We start from the raw sequence: 20,799 nt of genomic DNA on the forward strand, positions 1-20,799 counted from the left end.
TCCTGCAGGCCTAGAACAGATCGATCGGTGCCGCCTCGTCCGCCGGCAACGGGCTGCCCGGAGCGACCCCATTGCCCAGCTCGTTGACTGAGGGCGGAGTGTCTTCGCTCTTGAACAGCTCGAAATAGGCATTCGGCGTGCCTGGGGTGGCCGCGCGGCCGCTGACCGGGTCGACCCGCAGGCTGAGGATGCCTTCCGGCTCCGCCTGGGTGTGCGCCGGCTTGTCCTTGAGGGCGGCGCCCATGAAGTTAATCCAGATCGGCAGAGCCACAGTGCCGCCGTACTCACGGCGTCCCAGGCTTTCCGGCTGGTCAAAGCCGGTCCACACGGTGGTCACGTAGTCAGCGTTGTAGCCGGAGAACCAAGCGTCCTTGGATTCGTTGGTAGTACCGGTCTTGCCGGCCAGGTCCGTACGGCCCAGGGACAGGGCCCGGCGTCCGGTGCCCAGCTTGATCACGTCCTGGAGCATGCTGTTGAGGATGTAGGTGGTGCGCCCGTCGATGATCCGCTCGGCGACCGCGGGGGTCTGCACGGGGGCCTGGATCGGATTTTCGCCCGCCACGGTATTGACCGTGAAGCTGTGTTCCGGCGCCGCAATGCCGCTGCTGGTGGTATCCCCGGTGGGGACGCTGGGCGGGTTGGCGCTGAACAGCATCTCGCCGTTGCGGCTTTCGATCTTGTCGATGATGTATGGGGTGATCTTGTAGCCGCCGTTGGCAAAGGTGCTCCAGCCAGTGGCGATCTCCATGGGCGTCAGGGTCGCGGTGCCCAGTGCCAGGGACAGGTTGCGCGGCAGGTCCTGCTTGTTGAAGCCGAACTTGCTGATGTAGTCGATGGTGTGGTCCACACCCATGCTCTGTAGCAGGCGGATCGATACCAGGTTGCGCGACTTGTACAACGCTTCACGCATGCGGATCGGGCCGAGGAAGGTGTTGGTGTCGTTCTTCGGACGCCAGACCTTGTCCAGGTACTCATCGACAAACACGATCGGGGCGTCATTGACCAGGCTGGCCGCGGTGTAGCCATTGTCCAGGGCTGCGCTATAGACGAACGGCTTGAAGCTCGAGCCGGGTTGGCGCTTGGCCTGCATTGCACGGTTGTAGTTGCTCTGCTCGAAGGCAAAGCCCCCCACCAGCGCACGGATCGCGCCGTTTTTCGGGTCCAGGGTCACCAAGGCGCCTTGGGCGACCGGAATCTGGCTGAACTTCAGCGAATTGTCCGCCTGACGCTGTACGCGAATCAGGTCGCCGACCTGAGCCACGTCCGCCGGCTGGCGAGGGACGGCGCCCATGCTGTTGGTGTTGAGGAACGGCCGGGCCCATTTCATGGTGTCCCAGGCCACGTGCTCCTCGCCGTTGCGAGTCAGCACTTGTACGCCGTTCTTCTCGATCTGGGTGACGATCGCCGGTTCCAGGCCGCTGATGGTCCGCTGCTTGGTCAGTTCGGTGGCCCAGGCCGCCTGAGTCTTGCCTGGCAGGCGGGACTCAGGCCCACGATAGCCGTGGCGCTGGTCGTAGGTCATCAAGCCTTCATGGACCGCGGTGTTGGCCATTTCCTGCAGATCGCTGGGCACCGTGGTGGTGACTCGGAAACCCTCGGTATAAGCGTCGCTGCCATAGCGGCCAACCATTTCGGCACGGGCCATCTCGGCGATGTACGGCGCGCTCACTTCCGGTGTCGGCACGTGATAGCTGGCGTTCAGCGGCTCGTTGATGGCTTCGGTGTAGGCCGCTTCGGTGATCTTGCCGAGCTTGTACATGCGCCCCAGGATCCAGTCACGACGCTCCTTGCTGCGCGCCGGGTTGGCCAGGGGGTTGAAGCGCGATGGGGCCTTGGGCAGGCCGGCGATCATCGCCATCTGCGCCAGGCTCACGTCGCGAATGGACTTGCCGTAATACACCTGGGCCGCAGCCTCGATGCCATAGGCGCGGTTGCCCAGATAGATCTTGTTGACGTACAGCTCGAGGATCTCGTCCTTGGTCAACTGCCGCTCGATCTGCAGGGCCAGGAGGATTTCGGTGGTCTTGCGCGAGAAGCTGCGCTCGCTGCTGAGGAAGAAGTTTTTTGCCACCTGCATGGTGATGGTGCTGCCGCCGGACTGGATGTGTCCGCTCTTGACCAATTGGGTCGCAGCGCGCATCAGGCTGCTGGGGTCAACTCCGTAATGGTTAGCGAAGTTGTCGTCTTCAGCACTTAGTAACGCATTGATGAAGTTGGGGGGAATTTCGGCGAAACGTATAGGGGTACGGCGCATTTCGCCAAATTCTGCGATCAACTTGCCGTCGCTGCTGTACACCCGCAGAGGAATCTGCAACTGGATACTTCTCAAGGCCTCAACCGAGGGAAGGCCGGGACTAAGATAGAGAAACGCACCGGAGAGGGCGAGAAGCAGCCCGCAGAACACAGCGACGATGGACCACCCGAAAAACTTCAGCAGACGAATCAAGGCTTTTGGATTTCCAGAGAAAGGAATGAATTAGGCGTCAGGGCATTCAAGGTATTCAGGGACCGACCTACGCAGCAGGAAAGCGGAAAAAAACGCTGCGCATTATAAGCATTTTCCGCCGAGAGCGTCATTTGCCCGTCTGTCAAGACGTGGCGAACGAGTGCAATTGAGCTCAGGAAGTTCGTAAGTTACGGATAGTCATAGGGAAATGATCGTGCTTGGACTCTTCAGCAAAAAGTCGGGTTCCCTGCTGGGGATCGACATCAGTGCGACATCGGTCACGCTTCTGGCTCTAAGTCACCAGGGGCGCAGCTATCGAGTCGAGGCCTATGCCAGGGAAGACCTGGCTTCGGACCCGTTCGGGGCCGATCCCGAGGCGCTGGCCAGGGTGTTGTCCCGGGCCTGGCTCAAGAGCGGCAGCCGTCGCCGGGATGTGGCTGTGGCGGTGTCGGGCGAGGCAGTGATCAGCAAGCTGATCGAGATGCCGGCCGGGCTCGGCGACGATGAGCTGGAACATCAGCTCCAGCTGGAGGCGGCCCAGTACATTCCGTATCCCCTGGAGGACGTGGCCATTGATTTCGAGGTCCAGGGCGCCGTGCCCGGTGATCCCCAGCGGGTTCAGGTGCTGCTGGTGGCCTGTCGCAACGAGGATGTCGAAGCCCTGGAAGCGCCAATGACCCTGGCAGGCCTGACGCCAAGGGTGGTGGATACCGCGCCCCTGGCCCTGCAGCGTTGTCTGGCAATGCTGACAGAGTCGTTGCCGTCTGCATCGCCCTTGGCCGTGGCGCTACTGGACATAGGTGCGGATATGACCACGTTCTGCGTGATGCACGGCCAGCGAATCATCTATAGCCGGGAGCAGTTGTTTGGCAGTCGACAGCTGACCCAGGCGTTGGAGCACCGCTACGCGCTGACCCTGGATCAGGCGTTGCTGGCCGAGCGCCAGGGCTGTTTGCCCCAAGGTTGTGCCGAGGACACGCTGCGGCCGTTCGAGCAAGCGTTGTTGCAGCAGGCGCATCGTTCCTTGCAACTGTTTGCCGAATCGCCGCAACAACTGCCTGTTGAGCGGTTGCTGCTGGCCGGTGACGGCAGCCGCTTGACCGGTCTTGATGGTCGGCTAGCAGAACAAGTGGGAATCGTCACAGTCATCGCCGATCCGTTCGTCAGCATGTCCATTGCTCCCCATGTGGATGCCCGAGCGCTTGCTGAACAGGCGCCGTACCTGCTGCGTGCCTGCGGTCTGGCCCTGCGAGGGTTTGATTGATGGCCGGCATCAACCTTCTTCCCTGGCGCGAGGCCGCACGAGCGTTGCGCCGCCGACGTTTCCTCCAGGCATTGGCGGCAATGCTGGTGCTGGGCGTAGGGCTTGTGCTCCTGGCCGATGCCTGCATCGACCGGCTGATCGGTCGGCAACAGGCTCGCAACCAGTATCTGAGGCAGGCGACGACTGGCCTGGATAACCAAATTGCCACCATTCACCAACTCAAGGTCCAGCGTCAGCAACTGGTGGAGCGCATGGGGATCATTGAGGACCTGCAAGGCAGTCGCTCGGCCAGTGTGCGGATTTTCCAGCAATTGGCCCGCAGCCTGCCCGCTGGCTTGTACTTTACCGAGGTGGGTCTGCTAGGGCAGAGCCTGAGCATTAGTGGGGCCGCGGAGTCCAATCAGCGGGTGTCCGAGTTGATGCGCAATCTGCAGTCCGCCGAGGGGTTTGCCGCACCCAGTCTGACCGAGGTAAAGCATGTTGTGGCGGCGGATCAGGGGTTGGGCAATCTGTTTCGGCTCAACGTTGGGTGGATGCCCTTGCTGCCGCAGGAGGCCCCGCGATGAGCCTGGGACATTGGTTGGCGCAGTTGCGTAGTACCGATCTACGTGAGCTGGAACTGAGCAACCTCGGTTGCTGGCCCGGGCCGATCAAGGCGCTGCTGGCGGTCTTGCTTCTGCTACTGCCCCAGGTGGCGGGCTATAGCTTTTACCTGAATCCGCATCTGGAGACGCTGGGGCAACTGCGCCGGGAGGAGCATCGATTCAAGCTGCAGTTCGCTGACAAAGCTGGAAAGGTCGCCAATCTTGAACGCTACCGTGAGCAGCTTGGGGCCCTGCAGGACAGCTTCTCTCTGGTGGTGCGCCAGTTGCCCAGCGAGACCGAGGTCCCAGGACTGCTGGAAGACATCAGTCGCATGGGGCAGGACAGCAGCCTGGCGTTCGAGGAGATCAAGCTGCAACCGGAGGTGGTCCGGGAGTTTTATGTCGAGCTGCCAATTCAGATCGCGGTCACTGGTGCCTATCACGACCTGGCGACTTTCGTCAGTGGCGTCGCCGGTCTGCCGAGAGTCGTCACCTTGCATGATTTTCAGATCAAGCCCGTGGACAGGGGCAATTCCACACAACTGCGCATGAGCATCGAGGCGCGGACCTACAGGTATGACAGTCGGGAGCCTCACTCATGATCGGTTCGCGTTGCTGGGTATTCGGTTGTTTCTGTGTGGCACTGCTGGGATGTGAAGGTGGCGCTGACTTTGCCGACCTGGATGCCTACATGAGTGAGGTGCACCTGCAATCACCGGGGGCGATTGATCCGCCTCCGGTCATGCGCTCCTACCCCTCGGTCACCTATGGCGCCAGCGCGCTGCGCAGCCCATTTCAGCCACCCCAAAGAGTCGAGCAGATCACTGCTCGACAGGGCGCTAGTGCTGTCCGGCCCAATTCGCGGCGGGTCCGGCAACATCTTGAGGGCTTCGATATCGAGCAGTTGCAAATGGTCGGGACTCTGTCCCGTGCCTCCGGCCGCTTTGCGCTGTTGCGCAGCGCAGGCGGTGTCTTTCTCTTGCAGGTCGGTGATTACCTGGGGCGAAACGAGGGCCGGATCGTGGCCATCAGCGAGTCCCGGGTGGACGTGGTGGAAATTGTCGCCGATGGAGCGGGAGCCTGGCAGGAGCGGCCGCGAACACTGTCTCTGAAAAAACACTCTTAAGTGGAATCTGCAAAATGAACAGGACTGTTTCAGCCTTCGGTGTGGCGCTATGGATAGTGCTGCTGGCATCGCTGGTTGGCGCCACCGCGCTCAGGGCCTTCGCCTCTGCAGAGCACAATCGATTTGCCAGCAGCCCCCCGCTTGAGCCGGAAAACATTGGCGTTTCAGGTGAGGGCGCAACGCGTCTGCCCGGTGAAAAGCTTTCGCTGAATTTCCAGGACATCGAGGTGCGCGCGGTGCTGCAACTGATCGCCGATTTCACCGGGCTCAATCTGGTGGCCAGTGACACCGTGCAAGGCAATATCACCTTGCGCTTGCAGAGCGTGCCTTGGGACCAGGCTCTGGATCTGGTACTCAAGACCAAGGGGCTGGATAAGCGCAAGGTCGGTAACGTTTTGCTGGTGGCTCCGGCGGATGAGATCGCGGCCCGCGAGCGCCAGGAGCTGGAGTTGCAGAAGCAGTTGGAAAACCTGGCGCCCTTGCGCCGGGATCTGCTGCAGGTCAATTACGCCAGGGCTGCGGATATCGCCAGGCTGTTCCAGTCCGTGACCGGCACCGAGGAGAAGGCTGGCGAACGTGGCTCCATCACCGTGGATGAACGCACCAATAACATCATTGCCTATCAGACCCAGGAGCGCCTCGATGAGCTGCGGCGCATGGTCATTCAGCTGGACGTCCCGGTGCGTCAGGTGATGATCGAGGCGCGAATCGTCGAGGCCAACATCGACTACGACAAGAGCCTGGGCGTGCGCTGGGGTGGCTCGGTGCAAAACAGGGGCAACTGGAATGCTTCCGGGGTGCAGAGCGGCGCCAAAGGCTCTTCGACCATCGGCACCCCGGGCAGCAGTGGCAGCAATTCGCCCTTCGTCGATCTGGGTGTCACGGCCAACACCTCGGGCATCGGCATTGCCTACATCACTGACAGCGTGCTGCTGGACCTGGAGCTGACCGCCATGGAGAAGACCGGCAACGGTGAAATCGTGTCCCAGCCCAAGGTGGTCACCTCCGACAAGGAAACCGCGAGGATTCTCAAGGGCACCGAAATTCCCTACCAGGAAGCCAGTTCCAGTGGCGCCACTTCGGTGTCGTTCAAGGAAGCCTCGCTGTCTCTTGAGGTGACGCCGCAGATCACCCCGGACAATCGCATCATCATGGACGTCAAGGTCACCAAGGATGAGCCGGACTACCTGAACAAGGTTCAGGATGTGCCGCCGATCAAGAAGAACGAGGTCAATGCCAAGGTCCTGGTCACTGATGGCGAGACCATCGTCATCGGTGGGGTTTTCTCCAATACCCAAAGCAAGGTTGTAGATAAAGTGCCATTTCTTGGCGATGTGCCGTATCTTGGCCGCCTTTTCCGGCGTGACGTGGTGTCGGAGAAAAAATCCGAGCTGCTGGTATTTCTCACTCCGCGTATCATGAACAACCAGGCGATTGCTGTGAGTCGTTGATTCTGTGCGAAATTTGATTCTTGTTGGGCCGATGGGGGCTGGAAAAAGCACCATAGGCCGCTTACTGGCCAAAGAGCTGCGCCTGCCATTCAAAGATTCCGATAAGGAAATTGAACTGCGTACAGGCGCGAATATTCCGTGGATCTTCGATAAAGAAGGCGAGCCGGGCTTTCGCGATCGTGAGCAGGCAATGATCGCCGAGCTCTGTGGCACCGACGGCGTGGTCCTGGCTACCGGCGGTGGTGCGGTGATGCGCGAAGCCAATCGTCGGGCGCTGCATGCCGGTGGACGCGTGGTCTATCTGCACGCTTCGGTGGAACAGCAGGTAGGGCGCACCGCCCGGGACCGCAATCGTCCCTTGCTGCGCACCGCCGATCCGGCCAAGACCCTGCGCGACCTGTTGGAAATCCGTGATCCGCTTTATCGGGAAATCGCCGACCTGGTGGTGGAAACCGATGAGCGGCCGCCACGAATGGTGGTGCTGGACATACTCGAGCGCCTGCAGCAGCTGCCACCCCGTTAATGCGTCGAGCGAAATGCGCTATTCTCGGCGTCGCGCCATGACCGCCAAGGTGTGGCGCAGAGCTATCGGGCAGCGTCAGAAGACCAGACGAGGCCCATCGTCAATACAAGGCACAACGCCTGCTTCCATCTTCACTGTGGGGACACATGCAGACACTTAAGGTCGATCTAGGCGAGCGCAGCTACCCGATTCACATTGGTGAAGGACTGTTGGACCGGCCCGAGCTGCTGGTGCCCCATATCGCCGGGCGGCAAGTGGCGATCATTTCCAATGCGACCGTTGCGCCGCTGTACCTTGAGCGTTTGACCCGCAGTCTGGCGCAGTTTTCGGTGATTTCGGTGGTCCTGCCCGATGGCGAGGCCTACAAGAACTGGGAAACCCTGCAACTGATCTTCGACGGCCTGCTCACTGCGCGCCACGACCGTCGGACCACCATCATTGCCCTCGGCGGCGGAGTGATCGGCGACATGGCCGGCTTCGCCGCCGCCTGCTATCAGCGCGGCGTGGACTTTATCCAGATTCCTACCACCCTGTTGTCCCAGGTGGATTCCTCGGTGGGGGGCAAGACGGGCATCAACCACCCCCTGGGCAAGAACATGGTTGGCGCTTTCTATCAGCCGAACGTGGTGCTGATCGATACCACCAGCCTCAATACCCTGCCGAACCGTGAACTGTCGGCGGGCCTGGCGGAAGTGATCAAGTACGGCCTGATCTGCGACGAGCCGTTCCTGACCTGGCTGGAAGAGAATGTCGATCGCCTGCGGTCCCTGGACCAGCAGGCGCTGACCTACGCCATCGAACGCTCTTGCGCGGCCAAGGCTGCGGTGGTCGGTGCCGACGAGCGTGAATCGGGGGTGCGTGCCACCCTCAACCTGGGCCATACCTTCGGCCATGCGATCGAGACTCATATGGGCTACGGTGTCTGGCTGCATGGTGAGGCGGTGGCTGCTGGCACCGTAATGGCCTTGGAAATGTCCGCGCGCCTGGGCTGGATCACCAGCCAGGAGCGTGACCGCGGTATTCGTCTGTTCCAGCGCGCGGGCTTGCCGGTCATCCCGCCTGAAGAGATGACCGAAGCGGACTTCCTCGAACATATGGCAATTGACAAGAAAGTGATCGACGGTCGTTTGCGTCTGGTGCTGTTGCGCCGCATGGGCGAAGCCGTAGTGACCGACGATTATCCGAAAGAGATTTTACAGGCCACGCTGGGAGCGGATTACCGCGCCCTGGCTCAGCTTAAAGGTTAATAAGATCCCGATGACTAGTTTGCACGCCGACGAGGCTTTCCTCGGCCATTACCAGTTGAGCCATGATCCTTTCGCTCCCCGGGTCCCTGGCTTCAAATTCTTTCCTGCCCAACGCAAGCCTGTGCTGGGGCAGTTGCATCACCTGGCACGTTACAGTCAGCTGCTGCTGGTGGTTACCGGCCCTCAGGGCAGTGGCAAGACGCTGTTGCGTCAGGCTCTGGTCGCCAGTACCAACAAGCAATCGGTGCAAAGCGTGGTGGTTTCCGCCCGCGGCGCCAGCGATGCTGCCGGAGTGTTGCACCAGGTAGCCCAGGCCTTGAACGTGGCCCAGGCCGAGATCGGCGCAATCCTCGCCCAAGTGGTGCAACTGGCCCTGACCGGTCAGGAAGTCTACCTGCTGGTGGATGATGCCGAGCAGCTTGACGAGTCTGCACTTGAGGCCCTGCTGGCCCTGGCGGCGGGCGCTCCGGAAGGTCGCCCTCATGTATTCCTGTTCGGCGAGTCGTCGCTGATCGCGTCCCTGGATCAGTTGAGCGCCGAGGAAGAGCGCTTCCACGTCATCGAATTGCAGCCATACACCGAAGAGGAAACCCGTGAATATCTGGCTCAGCGCCTCGAAGGCGCGGGTCAGGGCATCGAACTTTTCTCCGCAGATCAGATCAGTGATATTCACGAAAGCTCCGATGGCTGGCCGGGCAACATCAACCAGGTCGCCAGGGATGCAATGATCGAAGCCATGATCGCCAGCCGCTCCGCGGTCAAGCGTCCAAGTATGGGGTTCAACATGCCGAAGAAACACGTATTGGCCATTTCCGCTGTAGTGGTTGTGGCCCTGGCTGCAGCCTGGTTGATGCCGGGTCGCAGTAAGGCGCCAACCACCGGGGCTCCGGCCAGCGAGCAAGCGCAACTGCCCCTCGGGCAGACACCGACACCGAATGCCAATGGCAGTCCATCGGTGGAATTTGCCGGCTCGTCTCAGCCGATGCCGCTGCCGTTGGTCGGCCAGTCGCAACCGGTCATGCGCGGTCCTCTGGCTGAAGCCGCAGGCGGTATCACCGAGGGCGACGATGGGGTTCCTGTGGAAGGCTCCAGCGCCGTTCCGCCAACCGTGACCACCACCGCGCCACCTGCTGGTGCAGTGGCCAGCCCTGCACCGATTCCGACTCCGGCCCCGACCCAGGTCGCCACCGCCAAGCCGACCCCTGCGCCCAAGCCGGTAGAGAAACCGGTTGCTGCCAAGCCGGCTCCGGCCGCCAAGCCGGCGGAAAAGCCGGTCACTGTAGCCAAGGCTGCCGGTGGCAGTTGGTACGCCGGACAAGCGCCAGGCAACTATGTGGTGCAGATTCTCGGCACCAGCTCGGAAGCCGCCGCGCAGAATTTTGTTAAGGAACAGGGCGGCGAATACCGCTACTTCAAGAAAGTCCTCAACGGCAAGCCGCTGTATGTGATCACCTACGGCAACTTCGCAAGCCGCGATGCAGCGGTCAGCGCCATCAAATCCTTGCCAGCGAAGGTTCAGGCTGGTAAACCTTGGCCTCGCACTGTCGCTAGCGTTCAACAAGAACTGGCAACAACTCGCTGAAGATTCGGCGGCCTTACCCAGGCCGCCTCTCCCGGCAACCTCAAATTTCCGCATCGGCATGCTGCCTTACAGGCCGCGTGCCTTGTGGTGTCTGCGTCACAGTAGTTTTTGAGTCGCGGCAGTCAAAAACAAAACTTTTTGACTAGCACAGCATATCGCTTTAAAACGTTCATAAATGCGACATGAATTTGCGACAGATCGTCGTCAAATTTGTGGGGCTTTGTGTCGGTGTGTACAATGACCTCCCTTTTGCCCCCGCAAAGCTGGCGTACGTTCGGCGTGGACGGTAAGTGGTTGAATTGAAAAGAAATTTGTCTCGATAAGAGGCAGCCTGGTGAGAAAGTGTCTATGAAAGCAGGTCTGTACCAACCAGATGAGTTTAAGGATAACTGTGGTTTCGGCCTGATAGCCCATATGCAGGGCGAACCCAGTCATACCCTGTTGAAAACGGCCATTGAGGCCCTGACCTGCATGACCCACCGCGGTGGGATCAACGCGGACGGCAAGACCGGCGACGGTTGCGGTCTGCTGATGCAAAAGCCCGACCTGTTCCTGCGCGCCGTCGCCACGGAGCATTTCGGCGTCGAACTGCCCAAGCAATATGCAGTGGGCATGGTGTTCTTCAACCAGGACCCGGTGAAAGCCGAAGCCGCTCGCGAAAACATGAACCGCGAGATCCTGGCCGCCGGCCTGCAGCTGGTGGGCTGGCGCAAAGTACCGATCGATACCAGTGTGCTCGGGTGTCTGGCCCTGGAGCGCCTGCCACAGATCGAACAAGTGTTCATCGGCGGCCAGGGTCTGAGCGACCAGGACTTCGCCATCAAGCTGTTCAGTTCCCGTCGTCGCTCCTCGGTGGCCAACGCCGCCGACACCGATCACTACATCTGCAGCTTTTCCCACAAGACCATCATCTATAAAGGCCTGATGATGCCGGCGGACCTCGCCGCCTTCTATCCGGACCTGGGCGATCCGCGCCTGCAAACCGCGATCTGCGTGTTCCACCAGCGTTTCTCCACCAACACCCTGCCGAAATGGCCGCTGGCCCAGCCATTCCGCTTCCTCGCCCACAACGGCGAGATCAACACCATCACCGGCAACCGCAACTGGGCCGTGGCCCGGCGCACCAAGTTCGCCAACGACCTGATCCCTGACCTGGAAGAGCTCGGCCCGCTGGTCAACCGTGTGGGTTCCGACTCCTCGAGCATGGACAACATGCTGGAGCTGATGGTCACCGGTGGCATCGACCTGTTCCGCGGCGTGCGCATGATCATTCCGCCAGCGTGGCAGAACGTCGAGACCATGGACGCCGACCTGCGCGCGTTCTACGAATACAACTCCATGCACATGGAGCCGTGGGACGGCCCGGCCGGCGTGGTCATGACCGACGGTCGCTACGCCGTCTGCCTGCTGGACCGCAATGGCCTGCGCCCGGCGCGTTGGGTCACCACCAAGAACGGCTTCATCACCCTGGCTTCGGAAATCGGCGTGTGGAACTACCAGCCCGAGGACGTGATCGCCAAGGGCCGTGTGGGGCCAGGGCAGATCTTTGCCGTGGACACCGAAACCGGGCAGATCCTCGACACTGACGCCATCGACAACCGCTTGAAATCCCGTCATCCATACAAGCAATGGCTGCGCAAGAACGCTCTGCGCATCCAGGCCACCATGGAAGACAACGACCACGGTTCGGCCTTCTACGATGTCGACCAGCTCAAGCAGTACATGAAGATGTACCAGGTCACCTTCGAAGAGCGTGACCAGGTGCTGCGTCCGCTGGGCGAACAGGGCTACGAGGCGGTGGGCTCCATGGGCGATGACACGCCGATGGCGGTGTTGTCCCAGCGCGTGCGTACCCCTTACGACTACTTCCGCCAGCAGTTCGCCCAGGTCACCAACCCGCCGATCGACCCGCTGCGCGAAGCCATCGTCATGTCCCTGGAGATCTGCCTCGGTGCCGAGCGCAACATCTTCCAGGAGTCGCCTGAGCATGCTTCGCGGGTGATCCTCAGCTCGCCAGTGATCTCCCCGGCCAAGTGGCGTTCGCTGATGAACCTCGATCGCCCGGGCTTCGAGCGCCAGGTCATCGACCTCAACTACGACGAGAGCGTCGGTCTGGAAGCGGCGATCCGTAACGTCGCCGACCAGGCGGAAGAAGCCGCGCGCGCCGGCCGCACCCAGATTGTCCTCAGCGACCGACATATCGCGCCGGGCAAGTTGCCGATCCACGCCTCCCTGGCCACGGGCGCGGTGCACCATCGCCTGACCGAAAAAGGCCTGCGTTGCGACTCCAACATCCTGGTGGAAACCGCCACTGCCCGCGATCCGCATCACTTTGCGGTGCTGATCGGTTTTGGTGCTTCGGCGGTCTATCCGTTCCTGGCCTATGAAGTGCTGGGTGACCTGATCCGTACCGGTGAAGTGCTGGGCGACCTCTACGAGGTGTTCAAGAACTACCGCAAGGGCATCACCAAGGGCCTGTTGAAGATCCTGTCGAAGATGGGCATCTCCACCATCGCCTCCTACCGTGGCGCGCAGCTGTTCGAAGCCATCGGCCTGTCCGAGGAAGTTTGCAACCTGAGCTTCCGTGGCGTGCCGAGCCGGATCAAGGGCGCACGTTTCGTCGACATCGAAGCCGAACAGAAAGCCCTGGCGACCGAAGCCTGGAGCCCGCGTAAGCCGATCCAGCAAGGCGGCCTGCTGAAGTTCGTCCACGGTGGCGAATACCACGCCTACAACCCGGACGTGGTCAACACCCTGCAAGCCGCCGTGCAGCAGGGCGACTACGCCAAGTTCAAGGAATACACCGCGCTGGTGGATAACCGCCCGGTGTCGATGATCCGTGACCTGTTCCAGGTGAAGACCCTGGACACGCCGATGGACATCAGCGAAGTCGAGCCCCTGGAATCGATCCTCAAGCGCTTCGACTCCGCCGGCATCTCCCTGGGCGCCCTGTCGCCCGAGGCCCACGAAGCCCTGGCCGAAGCCATGAACCGCCTCGGTGCGCGTTCCAACTCCGGTGAAGGCGGCGAAGACCCGGCGCGCTACGGCACCATCAAGAGCTCGAAGATCAAGCAAGTGGCCACTGGCCGTTTCGGTGTGACCCCGGAATACCTGGTCAACGCCGAAGTGCTGCAGATCAAGGTGGCTCAAGGCGCCAAGCCCGGCGAAGGCGGCCAGCTGCCTGGCGGCAAGGTCAACGGCCTGATCGCCAAGCTGCGTTACGCCGTGCCTGGCGTGACCCTGATCTCGCCACCGCCGCACCACGACATCTACTCCATCGAAGACTTGTCGCAGCTGATCTTTGACCTCAAGCAGGTCAATCCTCAGGCCCTGGTCTCGGTCAAGCTGGTGGCGGAAGCCGGCGTCGGCACCATCGCCGCCGGCGTGGCCAAGGCCTATGCCGACCTGATCACCATCTCCGGCTACGACGGTGGCACCGGCGCTTCGCCGCTGACCTCGATCAAGTACGCCGGTGCACCGTGGGAACTGGGCCTGGCGGAAACCCACCAGACCCTGCGCGGCAACGACCTGCGCGGCAAGGTCCGGGTGCAGACCGACGGCGGCCTGAAAACCGGTCTCGACGTGATCAAGGCGGCTATCCTCGGCGCCGAAAGCTTCGGCTTCGGCACCGCGCCGATGATCGCCCTGGGCTGCAAGTACCTGCGCATCTGCCACCTGAACAACTGCGCCACTGGCGTCGCCACTCAGAACGAGAAGCTGCGCAAGGATCACTACATCGGCACCGTCGACATGGTGGTGAACTTCTTCACCTACGTCGCCGAGGAAACCCGCGAGTGGCTGGCCAAGCTCGGCGTGCGCTCCCTGGAAGAACTGATCGGTCGTACCGATCTGTTGGAAATCCTCGAAGGCCAGACCGCCAAGCAGCACCACCTGGACCTGACCCCGTTGCTGGGCAGCGACCATATCCCGGCGGACAAACCGCAGTTCTGCCAGGTGGACCGCAACCCACCCTTCGACAAGGGTCTGCTGGCCGAGAAAATGGTCGAGATGGCGCGTTCGGCGATCAACGACAAGAGCGGTGCCGACTTCGCCCTGGATATCTGCAACTGCGACCGTTCCATCGGTGCGCGGATCTCCGGTGAAATCGCCAAGCTGCACGGCAACCAGGGCATGGCCCAGGCACCGATCACGTTCCGCTTCAAGGGCACTGCGGGGCAGAGCTTCGGCGTGTGGAACGCCGGTGGCCTGAACCTCTACCTGGAAGGCGATGCCAACGACTACGTGGGCAAGGGCATGACCGGCGGCAAGCTGGTCATCGTTCCGCCCAAGGGCAGCGTCTACAAGACTCAGGACAGCGCCATTATCGGCAACACCTGCCTGTACGGCGCCACTGGCGGCAAGCTGTTCGCCGCCGGCACCGCGGGCGAGCGTTTTGCCGTGCGTAACTCCGGTGCCCACACGGTGGTGGAAGGCACTGGCGATCACTGCTGCGAGTACATGACCGGTGGTTTTGTCTGCGTCCTGGGCAAGACCGGTTACAACTTCGGCTCAGGCATGACCGGCGGTTTCGCCTACGTGCTCGACCAGGACAACACCTTCGTTGACCGGGTCAACCACGAACTGGTGGAAATCCAGCGGATCAGCGGCGAAGCGATGGAAGCCTATCGCAGCCACCTGCAGCGTGTGCTGAACGAGTATGTCGAGGAAACCGACAGCGAATGGGGTCGTAACCTCGCTGAGAACCTCGACGACTACTTGCGTCGCTTCTGGCTGGTCAAGCCCAAGGCGGCGAGCTTGAAGTCCCTGCTCTCCAGTACTCGTGCGAATCCGCAGTAACGCAGCTGCAGACTACGAGCCTCAAGCGGCAAGCTTGAAGCTCGTGCGCGGTGTGCCGACTTAATGTGATTGTCTTGCAGCTTGAAGCTCGTCGCTTGAGGCTGTCGTAAAGAGGTTCCTGAACATGGCCGAACGTCTCAATAACGACTTCCAGTTCATCGAGGTCGGGCGCAAAGACCCGAAGAAGAAACTGTTGCGTCAACGCAAGAAAGAGTTCGTGGAGATCTACGAACCCTTCAAACCCCAGCAGTCGGCCGACCAGGCCCACCGCTGCCTGGGTTGCGGCAACCCGTACTGCGAATGGAAGTGCCCGGTGCACAACTTCATTCCCAACTGGCTCAAGCTGGTGGCCGAGGGCAACATCCTCGCTGCCGCCGAGCTGTCGCACCAGACCAACACCCTGCCGGAAGTCTGCGGCCGGGTCTGCCCCCAGGACCGGCTGTGCGAGGGTGCCTGCACCCTCAACGACGGCTTTGGCGCGGTGACCATCGGCTCGGTGGAGAAGTACATCACCGACACCGCCTTCGCCATGGGCTGGCGGCCGGACATGTCCAAGGTCAAGCCCACTGGCAAGCGCGTGGCGATCATCGGTGCGGGCCCGGCGGGCCTGGGCTGTGCCGACGTGCTGGTGCGTGGCGGCGTGACCCCGGTGGTGTTCGACAAGAACCCGGAGATCGGCGGTCTGCTGACCTTCGGCATCCCCGAGTTCAAGCTGGAAAAGACCGTGCTGAGCAATCGTCGCGAAGTCTTCAGCGGCATGGGCATCGAGTTCCGCCTCAACACCGAGGTGGGCAAGGACGTGACCATGGAGCAACTGCTCGCCGAATACGATGCCGTGTTCATGGGCATGGGCACCTACACCTACATGAAGGGCGGCTTTGCCGGTGAGGACCTGCCGGGCGTGTACGACGCCCTGGATTTCCTGATCGCCAACGTCAACCGCAACCTGGGCTTTGAAAAGTCGCCGGAAGACTTCGTCGACATGAAGGGCAAGAAGGTCGTGGTACTGGGCGGTGGCGACACCGCGATGGACTGCAACCGTACCTCGATCCGCCAGGGCGCCAAGTCGGTGACCTGCGCCTATCGTCGTGACGAAGCCAACATGCCCGGCTCGCGCAAAGAGGTGAAGAACGCCAAGGAAGAAGGCGTGAAGTTCCTCTACAACCGCCAGCCGATCGCCATCGTCGGTGAAGACAAGGTCGAAGGCGTGAAGGTGGTCGAGACCCGTCTCGGTGCGCCGGACGCCCGTGGCCGCCGCAGCCCCGAGCCGATCCCCGGTTCCGAAGAGATCATCCCGGCCGACGCCGTGGTCATCGCCTTCGGCTTCCGCCCGAGCCCGGCGCCGTGGTTCGAGCAGTTCAGCATCCAGACCGACAGCCAGGGCCGCGTCGTGGCACCGGAGCAAGGCCAGTACAAGCACCAGACCAGCAACCCGAAGATCTTTGCCGGTGGCGACATGGTGCGCGGTTCTGATCTCGTGGTGACGGCGATCTTCGAAGGGCGTAACGCTGCCGAAGGCATCCTCGACTACCTGGGCGTCTGATCGCTCCTGTAGGAGCCGGCTTGCCGGCGAACAACGATAACGCGGTGCTGTTGATGCACCGCGTCGATCGTTTCGCCAGCAAGCGGGCTCCTACGGGATCTGTGCCCGTCCCCGTGACAAATTGACCCCATAGACATAAAGAAACGGCTCTTGCCGTGCCTTTTGTGTCGCGCTCTGAGAAAATGCCCCCACTTTTTTTCCGGATGCCGACATGACTGCCCTGAAGAACGACCGTTTCCTTCGTGCCCTGCTCAAGCAACCCGTAGACGTCACCCCGGTGTGGATGATGCGGCAAGCCGGGCGCTACCTGCCTGAATACCGCGCCAGCCGTGCCAATGCCGGTGACTTCATGAGCCTGTGCATGAACCCGGCGTTCGCCTGCGAAGTCACTCTGCAGCCTCTGGACCGCTATCCACAGCTGGATGCGGCGATCCTCTTCTCCGACATTCTCACCATCCCCGACGCCATGGGCCAAGGCCTGTACTTCGAGACCGGTGAAGGCCCGCGCTTCAAGAAAGTGGTCAGTACCCTGGCCGACATCGAAGCCCTGCCGATCCCCGATCCGCAAAAGGACTTGGGCTACGTGATGGACGCGGTCAGCACCATTCGTCGCGAACTCAATGGCCGTGTGCCGCTGATCGGTTTTGCCGGCAGCCCCTGGACCCTGGCCACCTACATGGTCGAAGGCGGTTCGTCGAAAGACTTCCGCAAGTCCAAGGCCATGCTCTACGACAACCCGCAAGCCATGCACCTGCTGCTGGACAAGCTGGCGCAGTCGGTCACTTCCTACCTCAACGGGCAGATCCTGGCCGGTGCCCAGGCGGTGCAGATTTTCGATAGCTGGGGCGGCAGCCTTTCGTCGGCGGCCTATCAGGAATTCTCCCTGGCCTACATGCGCAAGATCGTCAGCGGCCTGATCCGCGAGCACGAGGGGCGCAAGGTGCCGGTGATCCTGTTCACCAAGGGCGGCGGCCTGTGGCTGGAGAGCATTGCCGATGCTGGCGCCGATGCCCTGGGCCTGGACTGGACCTGCGACATTGGCGAAGCCCGTCGGCGTGTCGGCAGCAAGGTTTCCCTGCAAGGCAACATGGACCCTACCGTGCTCTACGCCAATCCGCAGGCGATCCGCAGCGAAGTCGCGCGCATCCTCGCCAGCTACGGCACCGGCAGCGGCCACGTGTTCAACCTGGGTCACGGCATCACCCCGGAAGTGAAGCCGGAGCATGCCGGTGCTTTCCTGGAAGCGGTGCACGAGTTGTCGGCGCAATACCACGTATAAGCACCACCCCATCAAAAACGCCCGGCCAATGCCGGGCGTTTTCGTTGCTGAAGGTTTGGCGCGCGCTCAGGCCGCTTCGCTGCGGGTCAGAGGGGGAAGTTTTGCGAGCTTCATGGCGACCAGTAACGCGCCTAGCAACAGCGCACTGATGAACAGGCCGATGCCGTTCCACCCCGCCAGGTGCCAGAACACCCCGCCAGCGGTGCCGGCAATGCTCGAACCGGCGTAGTAGCTGAACAGGTACAGCGAGGAGGCCTGGCCCTTGGCCTTGGTGGCACGGCGGCCGATCCAGCTGCTGGCCACCGAGTGGGCACCGAAGAAGCCGAAGGTGAACAGCAGCATGCCGATCAGCACCAGGGACAGCGGCGTCAGCAGGGTCAGGGCGATCCCCGCCAGCATCAGCACGATGGTGGCCCAGAGCACTCGGCGTCGGCCCAGTTGGTCCGCCAGGGCGCCGATCTTCGCCGAGCTGTAGATCCCCGAGAGGTAGACCACCGACAGCATCCCGACCCAGGCCTGGCTCAGCTGATAGGGATCGGCCAGCAGGCGGTAGCCGATGTAGTTGAACAGGGTGACGAAGGCCCCCATCAGCAGGAATCCTTCAAGAAACAGCCAGGGCAGGCCGGCGTCGCGAAAGTGCATGGTAAAGCCGTCCAGCAGGCTGCGTGGGTGCAGCGAGCGGGGGCGGAAGTTGCGCGACTCGGGAAGGATGCGCCAGAACACCGCGGCGGCGATCAATGCCAGGCCGCCGATCACCAGCATCGCTGTGTGCCAGCTGACGAAGTCGATCAGCACCCCGGTGATCAGTCGCCCGCTCATGCCGCCAATGGCATTGCCGCCGATGTACAGGCCCATGGCCAGGCCGATGTGCTGGGGGTGAATCTCTTCGCTGAGGTAGGTCATGGCCACCGCCGCCAGCCCGCTCAGGGACAGCCCCACCAGCGCCCGCATCACCAGCACTCCGTGCCAGCTGGGCATCAGTGCGCTGGCGATGGTGCACAGGGCGGCGGCGAGCAAGGCCGCCACCATCACCGGCTTGCGGCCGATGCGGTCGGAAATGGGCCCGGTGATCAGCAGACCGATGGCCAGCATGCCCGTCGACACCGAGAGAATCAGGCTGCTCTGGGCCGCATTGATGGAAAACTCCCGGGACAGCAGCGGCATCATCGGTTGCACGCAGTACAGCAGGGCGAAGGTGGCAAAGCCCCCGGAGAAAAGCGCCAGCACCGTGCGCATGAACAGCGGTGTGCTTTTCTCGATGTAGACCTCGTTGAGTTGGGCGACCACCTCGTCCAGGGGCGTAGCGGCGAGGGTGTGGGCAAGGGGGGCAACAGCGGTTTTCACAGGGACCTCGGGGAGACGCAGCCGGTCAGGCAATGGAAAAAAGCATATAGCTGGCTAATGATCATTTCCAATATATTGTTCGACCTGTTTGATAGTTTTAACGACTCAATGGAATTGCCCATGGAATTGCGTCACTTGCGCTACTTCATTGCCGTCGCCGAAGAGCTGCACTTCGGCCGCGCGGCCCAGGTGCTGGGTATTTCCCAGCCACCGCTGAGCCAACAGATCCAGGCCCTGGAGCAGGAGGTGGGCGCCCGGCTGTTCGAGCGTACCAATCGTCGGGTCGAGCTTAGCGAGGCCGGGCGCCTGTTCCTCGAAGAGGCGCGCCTGGTGCTGGCTCAGGTGGACAAGGCGGCAGACGTGGCCCGGCGCGCGCAGTTGGGCGAACTGGGCGAGCTGAAGATCGGCTTCACCTCGTCAGCCCCCTTCAACTCGACCATTCCCCAGGCGATCTTTGCCTTTCGCCAGCGCTTTCCCGCGGTGCACCTCAAGCTCAAGGAAATGAGCAGCACCCAGGTGGCCGAAGCCTTGGTGGACCAGACGATCCAGGTGGGCATCATGCGGCCCTTGCCCTTGCCGGACTCCTTGTCGGTGGTGGAGCTGCTGCGCGAGCCGCTGGTGGCGGTGCTCAGCGCCAAGCATCCGCTGGCCAGCGGCAGTGAAGAGGGCCTATACCTGGCGGCGCTGGCCCAGGAGCCTTTTGTGTTCTTCCCCCGCAGCTATGGCAGCGGCCTGTATGCCCAGTTGCTGAGCCTATCCCGGGAGGCCGGGTTTACCCCGCATTTCGCCCAGGAGGCGGGTGAAGCCATGACCATCATCGGCCTGGTCGCAGCGGGGCTGGGCGTCTCGGTACTGCCGGCGTCCTACCAGCGCATGCGCATCGACGGCGTGGTCTATCGGCGGCTGCTGGACCCGGAGGCCATGTCGGCGGTGTGGCTGGTACAGCGCAAGGACCAGGCCTCGCCCATGGCCAAGGCCTTTGTCGAGCTACTGACGCGCAAGACCGGGGCCGCGTCCTGAGGGGCTGTTGGGGCGCACCGGGGGCTGCAGGATGACCAGGTCGCCGCGCAGGGCGACGCCCGCCATCAGCACCCCGGCGCGGCATTCGTAGGTGTTGAGGTCCTTGCGTACGCGGCGCTTGTAGTAGCTGACGATGTTGGTCACCGCGTTGGCGCCGACCCGCTTGGCTGCGGCTTGCAGGGTGATCAGCGCCGACTGCAACGCCCACTCGCAGGCAGCGATATCGCTCTTGTTGGAGGCATTGGTCTTCTTGTGGGTGGTCACTTCAGTGAGCCGCACCTGGAGCACCGGTGGCAGCGGGTTGCCGGCCAGGTGGAAGCTCACGCTGCCATCCAGGCGCCCGGCGCGCTCGGCGTCGGCCACGACTTTTTCGAAGGGCATGTACATCAGGTTGGTGGCCTGGCTGGTGGGGCTCAGGACGGCTAGCAGGGCCAGGGCAATCAGCGCTTTCACTTGCATGGTCAGCTCCTTGACGGACGTGAAAGAAGAGCCAGCGTCGCGCCGGCCCAGGTCCAGTCGCAGCGCTTGGCTCCCGCAGGCGACGGTGGCCCGGCCTGCTGTTGCGAGTGTAGACGGCGCTGGCCGGGCTCCCG

14 protein-coding genes and 1 pseudogene are annotated in these 20,799 nt (G+C 62.2%); 12 read left to right on the forward strand and 3 right to left on the reverse strand.

Annotation, left to right across the window (positions count from 1 at the left end; translation table 11 throughout):
- Positions 1-10: 10 nt before the first annotated feature.
- On the reverse strand, positions 11-2,443 hold the full coding sequence (locus KHO49_RS03240) for a penicillin-binding protein 1A (protein ID WP_180988481.1): 2,433 nt from the start codon (positions 2,441-2,443) through the stop codon (positions 11-13).
- Between the two features lie 217 nt (positions 2,444-2,660).
- Between KHO49_RS03240 and pilM the strand changes: the two genes are divergently transcribed.
- From pilM to hemE, 11 genes and pseudogenes are all read left to right on the forward strand, one after another.
- Entirely contained in the window at positions 2,661-3,710 is a 1,050-nt protein-coding gene (gene pilM, locus KHO49_RS03245; RefSeq protein ID WP_213664604.1) for a type IV pilus assembly protein PilM, read from the forward strand.
- Positions 3,710-4,276 (forward strand): PilN domain-containing protein, encoded by a 567-nt coding sequence (locus KHO49_RS03250; protein WP_102882085.1) that lies wholly within the window; start codon positions 3,710-3,712, stop codon positions 4,274-4,276. Before pilM ends, KHO49_RS03250 begins: the two co-directional genes overlap by 1 nt.
- Complete coding sequence (locus KHO49_RS03255) at positions 4,273-4,896, forward strand: type IV pilus inner membrane component PilO (protein ID WP_110651022.1); 624 nt, start codon at positions 4,273-4,275, stop codon at positions 4,894-4,896. The genes KHO49_RS03250 and KHO49_RS03255 overlap by 4 nt, the downstream gene beginning before the upstream one ends.
- Positions 4,893-5,420 (forward strand): pilus assembly protein PilP, encoded by a 528-nt coding sequence (locus tag KHO49_RS03260; RefSeq protein WP_213664605.1) that lies wholly within the window; start codon positions 4,893-4,895, stop codon positions 5,418-5,420. Before KHO49_RS03255 ends, KHO49_RS03260 begins: the two co-directional genes overlap by 4 nt.
- A 191-nt stretch (positions 5,421-5,611) precedes the next feature.
- A pseudogene (locus tag KHO49_RS03265) lies at positions 5,612-6,871 on the forward strand (type IV pilus secretin PilQ); the annotation flags it as partial.
- Positions 6,872-6,875: 4 nt separating this feature from the next.
- Positions 6,876-7,394 (forward strand): shikimate kinase AroK, encoded by a 519-nt coding sequence (gene aroK / locus KHO49_RS03270; protein ID WP_011058824.1) that lies wholly within the window; start codon positions 6,876-6,878, stop codon positions 7,392-7,394.
- 146 nt (positions 7,395-7,540) lie between these two features.
- A complete protein-coding gene (gene aroB, locus KHO49_RS03275; protein ID WP_102862804.1) occupies positions 7,541-8,641 on the forward strand; it encodes a 3-dehydroquinate synthase in 1,101 nt (366 codons plus the stop codon).
- A 10-nt stretch (positions 8,642-8,651) separates the two neighbouring features.
- Entirely contained in the window at positions 8,652-10,223 is a 1,572-nt protein-coding gene (locus KHO49_RS03280; RefSeq protein WP_102882081.1) for an AAA family ATPase, read from the forward strand.
- Between the two features lie 348 nt (positions 10,224-10,571).
- Positions 10,572-15,020, forward strand: a complete 4,449-nt coding sequence (gene gltB / locus KHO49_RS03285) for a glutamate synthase large subunit (RefSeq protein WP_213664607.1) — start codon at positions 10,572-10,574, stop codon at positions 15,018-15,020.
- Positions 15,021-15,144: 124 nt separating this feature from the next.
- Positions 15,145-16,563, forward strand: a complete 1,419-nt coding sequence (locus KHO49_RS03290; protein WP_025130304.1) for a glutamate synthase small subunit GltD family protein — start codon at positions 15,145-15,147, stop codon at positions 16,561-16,563.
- A 211-nt stretch (positions 16,564-16,774) separates the two neighbouring features.
- On the forward strand, positions 16,775-17,842 hold the full coding sequence (gene hemE, locus KHO49_RS03295; protein ID WP_102862808.1) for a uroporphyrinogen decarboxylase: 1,068 nt from the start codon (positions 16,775-16,777) through the stop codon (positions 17,840-17,842).
- Positions 17,843-17,908: 66 nt separating this feature from the next.
- Here the strand turns inward: hemE and KHO49_RS03300 are convergent, their stop codons facing one another.
- Positions 17,909-19,138: an MFS transporter gene (locus tag KHO49_RS03300; RefSeq protein ID WP_502937877.1), complete on the reverse strand. Its 1,230-nt coding sequence runs from the start codon at positions 19,136-19,138 to the stop codon at positions 17,909-17,911.
- Between the two features lie 168 nt (positions 19,139-19,306).
- Between KHO49_RS03300 and KHO49_RS03305 the strand changes: the two genes are divergently transcribed.
- Positions 19,307-20,206, forward strand: coding sequence for a LysR family transcriptional regulator (locus tag KHO49_RS03305; RefSeq protein WP_110595399.1), 900 nt, complete (start codon positions 19,307-19,309; stop codon positions 20,204-20,206).
- Here the strand turns inward: KHO49_RS03305 and KHO49_RS03310 are convergent.
- The gene (locus tag KHO49_RS03310; protein ID WP_102882077.1) at positions 20,174-20,665 is read right to left on the reverse strand and encodes an excinuclease; all 492 of its coding nucleotides are present in this window, start codon (positions 20,663-20,665) and stop codon (positions 20,174-20,176) included. The genes KHO49_RS03305 and KHO49_RS03310 overlap by 33 nt on opposite strands.
- Between the last annotated feature and the right edge of the window lie 134 nt (positions 20,666-20,799).

Source organism: Pseudomonas sp. RC4D1 (assembly GCF_018390395.1).
In the GTDB taxonomy this organism is placed as follows: domain Bacteria; phylum Pseudomonadota; class Gammaproteobacteria; order Pseudomonadales; family Pseudomonadaceae; genus Aquipseudomonas; species Aquipseudomonas danubii.